This window comes from Phytobacter ursingii (genome assembly GCF_001022135.1).
GTDB lineage: Bacteria > Pseudomonadota > Gammaproteobacteria > Enterobacterales > Enterobacteriaceae > Phytobacter > Phytobacter ursingii.
The window spans coordinates 186,325-199,460 of the sequence record NZ_CP011600.1 but is presented as its reverse complement, the minus strand read 5'-3'; the positions used below and the strand labels follow the sequence as shown (position 1 = coordinate 199,460).

The following is a 13,136-nucleotide window of genomic DNA, read 5'->3' as shown; positions in this document are numbered from 1 at the left end:
GGTTTTTACATCACGGCCTGGCCCCCTGGTGACCTTCAGGGGGAGTGTCCTCTGTTAGACATCCTCCTAATTCAAGGAGCTTATTTCCTTAGGACTTTAAAGTTGACTCTTCTGACGGCAGGTTTAAGTGACTAATCGAAACCTACTGAAAAATGGTGTTTCGGTGGATCAGATGCGTGCTCTGCTCCTTCAACTCAAAAAAAGTTCGATTTATTCACCAAAGCCTTTTTTGATCTCAAAATATTTAATAAATCACGAAGGTGATTACAGAAATAACAGTTTTCCCGGATGTCCGGGAAAACTGTGGGGTAGAGTCAGGCAATCAGGCAATTAATATGGCGCGAATATCATTCACGTTGGTGAGGGTGGGACCGGTTATCACCAGGTCGCCAATGGAGTGGAAATAACTGTAGCTGTCATGTTCATCCAAATACATGGCGGCATTCAGACCATTCAGTTTCCCGAGTGTCAGTGTGTCCGGTGAGATCATGGCACCGGCTGCATCTTCCGTACCATCGATACCGTCAGTGTCTCCGGCAATCGCCCAGATACCGGCTTCTCCCTGTAAGGCACAGGCCAGACTGAGCAGAAATTCAGTATTACGCCCGCCTTTACCTGCGCGGCCATTGGTCACCGTGACGGTGGTTTCCCCTCCTGACAGCAACACCGCTGGCCCTTTAACGGGATGACCATACTGTTTCACCGATCGGGCAATCCCCGCCATCACGACAGCAACCTGGCGGCTCTCACCTTCGATAGCATCACCGAGGATCAACGGCGTTAAGCCATGTTGCCGCACGGCTGCTGCTGCGGCGGCAAGGGCTAATGCCGGGGTAGCAATCAGTTTAGTTTCAGCATCTCCAGGCTGCGGTTGTCCTTGCTGAGGATGAGTCAGCACATAACGCACCGGCTCTGCGACGGGAATGCCATAGCGTTCCAGCACTTTCAGCGCATCCCCCGGAGTACTGTTATCGGCAACCGTTGGACCTGACGCCACGTCGGTTGGGTTGTCGCCCGGAACATCGCTGATAATCAGAGAAACCAGCCGTGCCGGTTGTGCCAGCAGCGCCAGTTTGCCCCCTTTAACCGCTGACAGATGGCGGCGCACCAGATTCATCTCCCTGATATTGGCCCCGCTGTGCAACAACGCGCGGGTAATCGCCTGCTTATCGGCCAGGGTCAGCCCCGGTGCAGGAAGTGCCATCAGCGCCGAACCACCACCGGAAATCAACGCCAGCACCAGATCATCCGGGGTCAGTCCACGCAACGACTCCACGATCAACATCGCGGCGATTTCGCTCATGGCATCGGACACCGGATGAGCCGCTTCCAGAATACGAATACGACCGGCAGGGACGGCGTGACCATAGCGAGTTACCACGACACCGCTGACATCCACATCCGGCCAGGCCGCGTCTACCGCTGCGGCCATCGCGGCAGAGGCTTTACCCGCGCCAATCACTACACAACGACCTTTCGGTTTTTCAGGTAGTGCCGGGGGTATGACAGGCCCGGGACGGGCACTGTCAACAGCACGCTGAAAGATATTTTGCAGAATCTCTGCGGCCTGTTCATTTCTCATCGTTATGCCGTCTCAGCTACGGTTGCCTTCGAGGTGATAAATTCAACCACGGCGTTGGTCACATCCGCGGTTTTTGCCGTACCGCCGATGTCCGGCGTCAGAAGGCACTGTTGCAAAGTTAGCGATGAGGCAGCCTTTTGTCTTATTCAAAGGCCTTACATTTCAAAAACTCTGCTTACCAGGCGCATTTCGCCCAGGGGATCACCATAATAAAATGCTGAGGCCTGGCCTTTGCGTAGTGCACGCATCACCTCAATACCTTTGATGGTGGCGTAAGCCGTCTTCATGGATTTAAATCCCAGCGTGGCGTTGATTATCCGTTTCAGTTTGCCATGATCGCATTCAATCACGTTGTTCCGGTACTTAATCTGTCGGTGTTCAACGTCAGACGGGCACCGGCCTTCGCGTTTGAGCAGAGCAAGCGCGCGACCATAGGCGGGCGCTTTATCCGTGTTGATGAATCGTGGGATCTGCCACTTCTTCACGTTGTTGAGGATTTTACCCAGAAACCGGTATGCAGCTTTGCTGTTACGACGGGAGGAGAGATAAAAATCGACAGTGCGGCCCCGGCTGTCGACGGCCCGGTACAGATACGCCCAGCGGCCATTGACCTTCACGTAGGTTTCATCCATGTGCCACGGGCAAAGATCGGAAGGGTTACGCCAGTACCAGCGCAGCCGTTTTTCCATTTCAGGCGCATAACGCTGAACCCAGCGGTAAATCGTGGAGTGATCGACATTCACTCCGCGTTCAGCCAGCATCTCCTGCAGCTCACGGTAACTGATGCCGTATTTGCAGTACCAGCGTACGGCCCACAGAATGATGTCACGCTGAAAATGCCGGCCTTTGAATGGGTTCATGTGCAGCTCCATCAGCAAAAGGGGATGATAAGTTTATCACCACCGACTATTTGCAACAGTGCCTACGAAAGCATTGAGCGTCGATTCGCTTGTCGAACCCGATGACTATGTCATCTGCGTATCTGACCATGACCACATTGCCTGTGGCATGGCGGCGTCGCCACTGATGCGCCCACAGATCGAAGACATAGTGGAGGTAGATGTTTGCCAGCAGCGGCGAGATAACCGCACCCTGTGGGGTGCCTTCCTCCGATGCCCGCCATTCTCCTTCCTCTGAGGTCCCGGCTGTGAGCCACTTTCGTATGAGCCTGATTACCCTCTGGTCGCCGATTCTGTGTTCTATGAACCTGATTAGCCATTCATGGCTTACCTTGTCGAAGAACTGACTGATATCGGCATCCAGTACCCAGTTTACATTGGTCCGAACCAGCCCTGTGGCCAGTGCGTCCAGCGCATTGTGCTGGCTTCGCCCGGGTCTGAACCCGTATGAAAACCCCATAAAGTCATTTTCGTAGACTGCATTCAGGATCTTAACCAGCGCATACTGGACGATTTTGTCCTCCAGTGAGGCGATGCCGAGCGGGCGCTGTTTTCCATCCGCTTTCGGGATGTAGTGCCGCCTGCCGGGCTGAGCCCTGTAACTGCCCTGATGAAGCCTCCGGTGCAGATCTGCTATGTTGACCTTCAGGTTTTCGGCGTAGTCCTTCCACCTGACACCATCAACTCCGGCAGCCGCTTTCCTGCTCAGGGAGAGGAATGCGTTCTCCAGTGCCTCTGCTGTCAGGAGGTGGAACAATGCGGTAAACCGTTCTTTCTTCCGCTGCTTCGCAGCTTCCCGCACGCGTGACAGCCTCTGTGACATACTTTCCCGGCTCTGCGTCCGGCGCATGTGTGGCTGTTCCGCGTTTCCCTTGGCCCCGCTCCTTCGCTCCACTGACTCCGCTCCTTGCGGATTGTTCGCCAGCTTCGCAGCTACTATGAGCAAGTCCGACTTCTCCTCTCCGTACATCACCGGCTTCGGCTCCTCGCCTTCCCGGTGCGGGCCATCTCCGGCACTGGCAGATGGTCAGAGGGGAGATCTCCCGGTTCCCGCGTAAAGATCGTATTGACATGCCAGGGTCTCAGACCCCGCCGGGTCCATATGGCACTCGCAGTAACGCACCCTATGATGTTGCCTTCCGTAAACAGTACAACGTCGGCACCCGGGAATTTAATATACATTTCGTGGCTCAATGGCTGGCCTGTCAACACCCCTGTCAACGCTTCGCCCCATACCTCACGGTATACAACGCATGACTCAGGGACCCTGTGGATTGCTGGTCCTTCAATGGTCGGGGACTTTCACCCCTTGATCTTTACCGGTCTCCCGGCGCACACTGTATATATATACAGTTTCAAGCGAGGGGAAAATACGATGAAGTTCATTCCTGCAGTATCAGAAGCCAGCATAGTAAAAATTCCTTTGTTCACAGAGCGATGCCCTGCGGGTTTTCCGTCACCGGCTGCGGACTACACTGAGTCTGAACTGGATCTGAATGAGTACTGCATTCACCGGCGCCACTCCACCTATTTTGTCAGGGCGATTGGCAACTCAATGACTGATATTGGCCTCTATTCCGGCGATCTGATGGTCGTGGATAAAGCAGAACAGCCGCGGCACGGGGATATTGTTATCGCGGAAATTGAGGGTGAATTTACGGTAAAACGCCTGCTTCTGACGCCACGGCCGGCCTTGCAGGCGATGAACCCGGACTTCCCTTCCCTGTACCCGGATCCGGAAACGCTGCAAATTTTCGGTGTGGTGACGGCCTTCATTCATAAAACCCGGGGGACAGACTGATGTTCGCCCTGGCCGACGTCAACTCCTTCTACGCCAGTTGCGAGAGGGTTTTCAGGCCGGATTTGCGCGGAAAACCGGTCGTCGTTCTCAGTAACAACGATGGCTGCGTTATTGCCCGGAGTGCTGAAGCCAAACGGCTGGGTATAAAGATGGGAACCCCCTGGTTCCAGCTCAAAGAGGCGCAGTTTCCTGAAAAACTGTACGTTTTTTCCAGCAATTACGAGCTCTACGCTAGCCTGAGTAACCGCGTGGTCGCCCTGCTGGAGGAGCTGTCTCCCCGCGTCGAACAATACTCGATAGACGAATGTTTCCTGGATGCCCGGGGAATTGGCCAATGTATGGATCTGGAGGATTTTGGCAGGCAGTTGCGTGGGCACGTTCTCAGTGGAACCGGACTGACGATCGGTGTCGGCTGCGGCGCCACAAAAACACTGGCCAAATCGGCGCAGTGGGCGTCAAAGGAATGGCCACAATTCAGGGGGGTGCTGGCGCTGTCGCCCGATAATCCACGCAGGACGGCAAAATTACTCAGCCTGCAGCCGGTGGAAGAAATATGGGGCGTGGGGAACCGGATAGCGAAAAAGCTGCACGTTATGGGGATCACCACCGCCCTGCAGCTGTCGCTGACGAACCCCGCGTTTATCCGCAAAAACTTCAACGTAGTGCTGGAGCGCACGGTACGTGAGCTGAACGGCGAGAGTTGCATTTCACTGGAGGAAGCGCCGCCGCCGAAACAGCAGATTGTCTGCAGTCGCAGCTTCGGGCAGCGGATCACCACCTATGAAGAAATGCGCCAGGCCGTCTGCCAGTACGCCGAGCGCGCAGCAGAAAAGTTGCGAGGTGAGCGGCAGTACTGCCGGCATATCAGCATCTTCATCAAAACCTCCCCTTTTGCGGTTAATGAACCGTACTACGGTAACGTGGCCACTGAGAAACTGAACACCCCTACCCGTGACACCCGGGACATTATAGCGGCAGCGGTCAGGTCTCTGGACAGGATCTGGCTCGATGGCCACCGCTACGCAAAAGCGGGGATAATGCTCAATGATTTCAGCCCGAACGGCGTTGCACAGCTGAATCTGTTCGATGACGTGCAGCCACGGCCGCACAGCGATGCGCTGATGAAGGTGCTCGACGGTATTAATCATTCCGGACTCGGGAAAGTCTGGTTTGCCGGACGGGGTATTGCGCCGGACTGGCAGATGAAACGGGAGATGCTGTCACCGGCATATACCACCCGCTGGAAGGAGCTGCCGGTTGCCCGTTTCTGACCGTTGAAATGACAGAAGGGACTTGCCGCCAGAGCTTACTTTACCGATCATACAGATGACTTGTCTCAGGGGGGAACCATGACAAACATCATTCTGTGTGATGTGACTGCCAGCGTCAGCGAACTTAAAAACGATCCGGTGGCCACCGCCAGTGCCGGCGGCGGCTACCCGGTCGCGATTATTGACCGCAACCGCCCTGTTTTTTATTGTGTGCCCGCGGCTCTGTATGAACAAATGCTCGATGCGCTGGACGAAAAAGACCTGGTGCAATTGATCACAGAACGTCAAAACCAGCCGCTGCGTGGAGTGGATCTCAATCAGTATCTGTGATGTGCTCCGGTGCGAGGAGCAAGGAATGTATTAAATCAATGTTAAGGAACAATATGGGTAGCAAAATCGCAGGTGTGGTTTTCTTATTCTTCACTGTCTGGGGAATGGCTTCAGTGATTGAATTGCAGTACTGGCGTAACGCTGATACCTATCCTGTCTGGCTGACAAAACATCTCCGGATCTCTCCCGAAAATAACGAAAAGAGCCTGATAAGGATAGGAATGGAAACCTTTGACAAGGTATGTGGTGATAACAGGGGCCTCCTTGCCGTCACCCAAAAACATAACGGTATGTTTATGCGCTGTGATGATTCCCCCGGATTTTTTTCATGGTTCAGCGGCGTTTACAAAGTCAGTTAATCAGATAACGTGTTGGACTTTCAATATGTTACCCACACGGTTATCCCCCGTTACTGTGGATAATCAATATATTGTGTCTCAGACAGCTGCTTTTTCTACCATATGTTGTGTCCCTGATATCCCCTCGGACGGCGTGACAAACGACATCACACTGGAGACGCTGATGACGGGACCATGTTCATCCAGGGTCGTAAGAACGGCCGGGACTGGTTACCGGCCGGACGAAGGACCGGCCAACGCGCAGCGGCGGCAGCTGGTTTTAAAAATGCTGGCGGAAATTTAAAATTAAGCCGCACACCCCGCGAAATTTTGCAAATTTCACTCAACATGCTTCGTTCAGATCCCAACAGAGCTTTCACCATCACCTGTAATAGCCGCCCTGCTGCGTGATTACTCCGCTCAACAGGTTGCTGGCGACAAGCCAATACCTGTTCGTGACAGGCATTGCTTAACCGTTGTCCCAAACTAATAATGTGCCGACGATGCAGGTGGGACCGTGCTCCCAGGCAGATTACCTGACCGACGATGCAGGTGGGACCGTGGTCCCAGGCAGATTACCTGACCGACGACGCAGGTGGGACCGTGGTCCCAGGCAGATAAGCTGACAGACGATGCAGGTGGGACCGTGGTCCCAGGCAGATAAGCTGACCGATGACGCAGGTGGGACCGTGGTCCCAGGCAGATTACCTGACCGATGACGCAGGTGGGACCGTGGTCCCAGACAGATAACCTGACCGATGACGCAGGTGGGACCGTGGTCCCAGTCAGATAACCTGACCGACGACGCAGGTGGGACCGTGGTCCCAGACAGATAACCTGACCGATGACGCAGGTGAGACCGTGGTCCCAGGCAGATAACCTGACAGACGATGCAGGTGGGACCGTGGTCCCAGACAGATAAGCTGACCGATGACGCAGGTGGGACCGTGGTCCCAGACAGATAAGCTGACCGATGACGCAGGTGGGACCGTGGTCCCAGGCAGATAACCTGACCGACGACGCAGGTGGGACCGTGGTCCCAGTCAGATAACCTGACCGATGACGCAGGTGGGACCGTGGTCCCAGACAGATTACCTGACCGGCGATGCAGGTGGGACCGTGGTCCCAGGCAGATAAGCTGACCGACGATGCAGGTGGGACCGTGGTCCCAGGGAGATAACCTGACCGGCGATGCAGGTGGGACCGTGGTCCAAGGCAGATAAGCTGACAGATGACGCAGGTGGGACCGTGGTCCCAGAGAGAATATTCAGGCCAGTTATGTTTTCTGGCCTGTGAGAAAGGAAATGAAGTAAAGGGAGATCACCGTAGACTAATGCGTGTCCGCATCAGACTCCTGGTTTCTCAAGCTCCTTAAGAATGGCTTCTATTTTCTCTATACACTCCGCAGGAATGCGGGACTTATCCAGGTTAAGCACCATTTTATCGCCCTTATACAATGCTGTTGCCCCTGGAGCAAACTGATGACGTGAGCTCAGATTAACTCTTGATGCGGGAGATTGTTTCAGTACGGATGTTAAAAGACTAATGACCTCTTCAGCTTCAAAGATTAGTCCCGCTTTCTTCTGATCGTGGAGAGTCTCAGCCTGCTGCTTCAGTAATTCTTCTTTATCTGCAAAAGCCTTCTGAAGGGCTTCACCTGACCGGGCAGACAGTTCTCCAGGATGTGCAAACAGGGCAACAACGGATTTAGGCAGTTTGGCCGTATTAATACAGCGGGTAATGATCTTACGTGAAATGTTTTCCGCATCGGCAAGCGCAGAAATATTTCCTGCAAACTCATTCTGCAGCCGGCTTGTATAACGCAGGCCACGTTCATAAGCACTCGTCGGCCGATAATCGTTACCCAGTCGGGACAATGCAGCCATCTGCTCATCGTCCAGTTCACCAACCAGAACGCGATAATCACTTTCCGTCAGGATTGCGGCTTTACGGCGACGGCTGCCGTCTGCAATTTCTATGACATCAGAAACCCGGCGGCCGAAAGCTGGAGTCTGCTGACCGGTCAGTAAAAATGAAGGAATGAGATCATCCAGAGCATCTTCGGTAAGTAGTTCCTGATCGCGCTCATTGCCTGACCATACGCGTGAAGCGCTCTCAACAGAGTCTCCCCGGAGCACCTCAAGGGTAAATTTTACTTCCCGTCCACTTACCGGAAGAGAGATTGCATTACCGCGGGCCATAGCACCCACGCGCGCAATTAATGAATCCACCATCGGCGCGGCCGGCGCCGGTGATGAAGTATCTTCAGTCGATTGAGTATGTGTGGTATGTCTTGGAATGACAGGAGCACGCTTCATTATCTAATCTCCCAGCGTGGTTTAATCAGACGATCAAAAATCTCATTGCAAACAGGCTCCCAGATAGAGAGGGCATTACGCCAGGCACCGGTTGAAGAACGTTGATCAATAGCCTGTTCAAAAACGGTTCTCATACGGATCTGACCTTTGCCGACTTCATCCGTTTCGCGCACAACATTTTTAAGGACCATGCTTCCCCAGGCATCCCGAATTTGTTCTTCCATCCACGGGGACTGCGAGCCATTATTATTACTGTATTTGGTAAGCAGAATACGGACATCTGGCTCGAAGCCTTTAAGATCCACGTTCTTAAGCAGGTCACGAAGCATATCGAAAAACTGCAGTGCGGAGGTGTAGTCGAACAGCTCTGCCGGAGTAGGGACAATCAGAACATCAGCAGCGCATACAACATTTATCGTACCGATACCAAGGTTGGGTGCGCTGTCGATAACTATCACGTCATAATCATGAGCGACAGTTTCAATGGCCAGACGGAGCATCAGGTGCGGGTCAGCAGGTAATTTGCCTTCGTCAAATTTCCCCATCAGCTCGGTTTCAATGCGGTGCAGTGCCAGACAGGACGGGATGATATCAAGGCCAGGCCAGCAGGTGGGCTTTATAGCGTAGCTGGCGTCATCCTTTTCCCCAAGATAAAAGGGCAGGAGAGTGTCCTCAGCATGAATATGAAGATCGGGCACCCATCCGTGATACATAGAAGCAGTTCCCTGTGGGTCATTGCCTTCAACAAGCAGAACACGGAGTCCTTTCAGAGCAAGATCCTGAGCCAGGTGAACGGATACTGAGGTTTTGTAAACACCACCTTTGTGAGCTGCAACGCCAATCACCGGCGGAAACGCATCTTCAGCACGGCGCAGTCGTGTACCAAATACATCCCGCATGTGATTGATTTGTTCGATGGTATAACCAACGCGTTGCTCAACTCTCCCACGGGTTTCCATATCAGGGTGCGGCAGCCGGCCAGCTTTCTCGGCATCCCTGATAGCCTGAGATGACACGCCAACTAAATCTGCCGCTTCACCAATCCTCCAGCGCCGGGTTATTTTCCGGGCTTCCGGACTGTCATCATTAAACTGTGCAATGGCGATTGCTTTCGTCATTTCATGACCAGCACTTATGCACTGGTTGAGTGTATCCATGAGTCCCATACTGAACATCCTTTAATCATCACTTTGCATTATTTTATTAAATCTTGGAATTCATTGCAAAGCAACAATAAAATCGCAAAGTACACGAAAAAGTGCAAAGTGAACCACATTGGGTAATGAAAGAACGCAGGGGATTACAAAAGAGTACATACCGCAGGCAATATTAATCACTGCCGCTCGCCGCAGTAAGCGATCTCACACAGTGAGAAAGCGGCGAGGAAGCGGAAAATCACAGAATTCACAGATTGCACGTACGTCGGGTTGCTAAAGATGGCTCGGGATCAGCCAGTAATAATGAAATTGACTGCGGTATGTAATATATTGACTATGGTATGATGCTTACCGCATCTGTGTCGAGGAAGAGGAAAGACGACTCAGCATACCGCAGTCAATGTTTCATTGTTGTACCTGTAGATCTCAATCTTCCAGAGCGTATTCAGGAAAATAAGGCCAGGGTTCTGGATATCTGGTGTGGCGCTTCCGGGCTTGTATCTGGGTTATTCATGGTCTCGATCCAATAATTGATCCCAAGGAGATCATAATGAGATCCAAAAGAGATCCCCGGATCGCTCCAGCATGCGCTGTAACTGGCTTTAACGTCTGTCTGGATCGACTGTGGAATGTAAAATGTTGACTGTTATATGCATAATCTAATACTGTGATATGCAACGGTATTTACTGAGGTATGTATATCCGTTGACTGCGATACGTATTACTACATCCTTTTGTGGATAACCGTTGAGGATCAAGATGACGAGCGAAAATAACAGCTTACTTCTGAACCTTCAGGAGGTTGATAAGACAACCGGTGAAGTTGTTAAGCTGGATGTCAACAGCACCAGTACCGTGCAGCCAGTAGCGCTCATGAGACTCGGTCTCTTCGTCCCAACTCTGAAATCAACAGGGAAGAGCAAGGCGAACCGGAAAAACGTTACAGACGCGACTGAGGAGCTTGTACAGCTGTCCATTGCCAAAAGCGAAGGATACACTGACGTTAAGATCACCGGTTCGCGTCTTGATATGGACACGGATTTTAAAGTCTGGCTGGGGATAATTCGCTCCATGTCGGAGTATGGGGTAAAAAGTGACACCCTGGAACTGTCGTTCGTCGAATTCGTTAAGATGTGCGGATTTGACTCCCGTCGTTCAAACAAAAAAATGCGCGATCGCATCAGTAATTCCCTGTTTAAACTCGCCTCGGTTACGCTGAAGTTCCAGAGCGAGACCAAAGGATGGACCACCCATCTGGTGCAGTCAGCCTATTATGATATCAACGAGGATATCGTTGATATCAAGGCTGAACCTAAGCTGTTTGAGCTTTACCACATGGACAGAAGGGTACTGCTGCGGCTGAAAGCCATTGACGCCCTGCAGCGCAAGGAATCAGCCCAGGCGCTTTATACCTACATCGAAAGTCTTCCCCAGAATCCTGCACCTATTTCCATGAAACGGATGCGTGACCGGCTGAATCTCACCTCAAATGTCTATACGCAGAACCACACGGTGCGTAAGGCGATGGAGCAGCTGCGGGATATTGGTTATCTGGATTACACTGAGTTTAAACGTGGCCGAGCCACCTATTTCAGCGTGCATTATCGCAACCCCAAACTCATCAGTGGTCCTGTGAAGGTTCCGCGCAAAGAGGAAGAAGAGAAGGCGCCAGAGCAAAATTATGACGAAGTCATTAAGGCGCTGAAGGCTGCTGGCATCGATCCCCTTAAACTGGCCGAAGCTCTCTCAGCGATGAAGCCAGAAAATTGACTGCGATATGCATAACATGACTGCCGGATGCCGCTAAGGACATTCCATTGACTGTGATATGCATCACGCATACCGCAGTCAATATGTGTTCTCCATCATGTCTGCCATGATCGAACAATATTGACTGTCATATGTGATTTCAGGCCGTGATACGCAGATATTGACTACGGTATGCGGGTTTAACGGCGATATTCCCAGGTCTGTGCACTGCTCCACACGTGTTAACATGCCACAGTCAATTTTTCAGTAAAGCTCTATACCCCTTACGAAAATCTCAATCGGATGCTGAGACGGTCATGTTACCTGACGGTATCCGTTCCCCTGTGTATTGCAGGTTTAGCCCGGCAGGATGAGACTGCAGCTGTCTGTATAACCCGGCGCCAGCTTCACACTGCTAAATGCGAACAGGAGACCGATGGCAGAAGGGAGTGAGCCACAGGGGTGAATGACTTTCGCAATTAACGGGATGATTCACTGAGCTTTCAGGAAACAATACACTGTGGGATGTACGGCCTGTGTCCTGTCTTGTCTGCGGTATGTCGATGCCTGCAGGCTTGCAGGTCACCGTGCAAGACCACGGCTGTTCAGTCATCCGAATGATGTCCTGGTGTGCTGGAGCAGGGAGGGGCACTGAATGCGCTCTGCTCCTGTATTTCGTATTAGCGGAATACAGGACGTCATGCCAGGGCCGTCAATCTCAGCCGGCCGGGGGCAGGGAGCGAAGGATCTCCGCGGCATCTCGCCCATCACCGGTAAAGGGAACGGCCAGGGTGGCAGCCATGTCCAGCGCAAATACCCGGGTATAGACTTCCATCGAGCGCGGATCCTTATGCCCGGCCAGTGCCTGGATGACCTTCCTGGGCTGCCGGTGATAAAGCATGTGCATAATATAGCTGTGACGGAAAGTATGCGGCGTCACGGGGATCGAAAAATGCACGCCGTCAGCTTCAGCCCGCTTCACCGCCTGTTTCAGCCAGTTGCGCATTGTCTCATCCGTGACCGGCCATAACGGCTCACGCCGGCGGGGGCGGGTGGTGACCATCCAGCTTTCCATCTGACGCACAAAACTGGCATCCGTCAGCGGTACCAGACGCACTTCATCTTTTGGCGGCCGGCCACGACGTGCCCGCACTTTTTCCGACAGCACCCGAACAAAAGGGCGCAGACCATCCAGGTCGAACGATTCCGGGGTGAGCGTCCGGGCTTCACCGATACGGATCCCGGTATTCCACATGGTGGCGAACAACATGTGGTGACGCTGGTCAGGCATATACCAGAGGAGGGCGCTCACTTCCGGCGCCAGGAGGTAAGCCGGCGTGGCACCTGTTGAGGTGGCCATCCGCCGGAGTGCCACCGCGGTCGCAAAATCAACGCCCGGGGCGATCGGCAGCAGGGAGACGCGTTCTGGTGAATTCTGCAAGGGAATGATGCTGTTCATGAGTTATTTTTCACGTAGCGCACGCACTGTTTATGGATACAGGTATTTTGCACCTGACGGGCCGATCCTGCCATGACAATAAATCGCAGCGCGCGGATCCTTTTGTTGTCTTATCCCGCATTATTGCGGGTAAAACCAAATACGTAAAGGATCCTTTTTCTGCTCAGATCCTCCATGAAGCCAGTAATGACGCGGGTTGATGGCTGTTTTACGGTTTTTGGGAGAATTGGGG

Annotated in this window: 10 protein-coding genes and 2 pseudogenes; 5 read left to right on the top strand and 7 right to left on the bottom strand. The window is 52.9% G+C overall.

Annotated features, from left to right (window positions below):
• Positions 1 to 322 precede the first annotated feature (322 nt).
• The 4 genes and pseudogenes from AB182_RS01825 to AB182_RS01815 form a co-directional block, all read right to left on the bottom strand.
• A complete protein-coding gene (locus tag AB182_RS01825; protein ID WP_047368874.1) occupies positions 323 to 1,582 on the bottom strand; it encodes a glycerate kinase type-2 family protein in 1,260 nt (419 codons plus the stop codon).
• Positions 1,583 to 1,584: 2 nt separating this feature from the next.
• Positions 1,585 to 1,686: pseudogene (locus AB182_RS33320) on the bottom strand (hypothetical protein); the annotation flags it as partial.
• A 51-nt stretch (positions 1,687 to 1,737) separates the two neighbouring features.
• Positions 1,738 to 2,442: an IS6-like element IS26 family transposase gene (locus AB182_RS01820; RefSeq protein WP_001067858.1), complete on the bottom strand. Its 705-nt coding sequence runs from the start codon at positions 2,440 to 2,442 to the stop codon at positions 1,738 to 1,740.
• 64 nt (positions 2,443 to 2,506) lie between these two features.
• A pseudogene (locus AB182_RS01815) lies at positions 2,507 to 3,454 on the bottom strand (reverse transcriptase domain-containing protein); the annotation flags it as partial.
• Positions 3,455 to 3,856: 402 nt separating this feature from the next.
• Between AB182_RS01815 and umuD the strand changes: the two are divergent.
• The 4 genes from umuD (at position 3,857) to AB182_RS01790 (ending at position 6,242) form a co-directional block, all read left to right on the top strand.
• On the top strand, positions 3,857 to 4,282 hold the full coding sequence (umuD, locus tag AB182_RS01805) for a translesion error-prone DNA polymerase V autoproteolytic subunit (RefSeq protein WP_009309980.1): 426 nt from the start codon (positions 3,857 to 3,859) through the stop codon (positions 4,280 to 4,282).
• Positions 4,282 to 5,553, top strand: a complete 1,272-nt coding sequence (locus AB182_RS01800) for a Y-family DNA polymerase (protein WP_004206782.1) — start codon at positions 4,282 to 4,284, stop codon at positions 5,551 to 5,553. Before umuD ends, AB182_RS01800 begins: the two co-directional genes overlap by 1 nt.
• A gap of 78 nt (positions 5,554 to 5,631) precedes the next feature.
• Positions 5,632 to 5,883, top strand: a complete 252-nt coding sequence (locus AB182_RS01795; RefSeq protein WP_047368872.1) for a type II toxin-antitoxin system Phd/YefM family antitoxin — start codon at positions 5,632 to 5,634, stop codon at positions 5,881 to 5,883.
• A gap of 53 nt (positions 5,884 to 5,936) precedes the next feature.
• The gene (locus tag AB182_RS01790; RefSeq protein WP_047368871.1) at positions 5,937 to 6,242 is read left to right on the top strand and encodes a hypothetical protein; all 306 of its coding nucleotides are present in this window, start codon (positions 5,937 to 5,939) and stop codon (positions 6,240 to 6,242) included.
• Positions 6,243 to 7,567: 1,325 nt separating this feature from the next.
• Here the strand turns inward: AB182_RS01790 and AB182_RS01780 are convergent.
• Complete coding sequence (locus AB182_RS01780) at positions 7,568 to 8,539, bottom strand: ParB/RepB/Spo0J family plasmid partition protein (protein WP_004206785.1); 972 nt, start codon at positions 8,537 to 8,539, stop codon at positions 7,568 to 7,570.
• Positions 8,539 to 9,705 carry a plasmid-partitioning protein SopA gene (gene sopA / locus AB182_RS01775; RefSeq protein WP_000523812.1) on the bottom strand — a complete coding sequence of 389 codons (1,167 nt, stop codon included), beginning with the start codon at positions 9,703 to 9,705 and terminating at the stop codon, positions 8,539 to 8,541. Before sopA ends, AB182_RS01780 begins: the two co-directional genes overlap by 1 nt.
• Positions 9,706 to 10,455: 750 nt before the next feature.
• Between sopA and AB182_RS01770 the strand changes: the two genes are divergently transcribed.
• Entirely contained in the window at positions 10,456 to 11,466 is a 1,011-nt protein-coding gene (locus tag AB182_RS01770; protein ID WP_047368870.1) for a RepB family plasmid replication initiator protein, read from the top strand.
• A gap of 697 nt (positions 11,467 to 12,163) precedes the next feature.
• Here AB182_RS01770 and AB182_RS01765 read toward each other — a convergent pair.
• The gene (locus AB182_RS01765; protein WP_001515717.1) at positions 12,164 to 12,904 is read right to left on the bottom strand and encodes a tyrosine-type recombinase/integrase; all 741 of its coding nucleotides are present in this window, start codon (positions 12,902 to 12,904) and stop codon (positions 12,164 to 12,166) included.
• Positions 12,905 to 13,136: the final 232 nt, after the last annotated feature.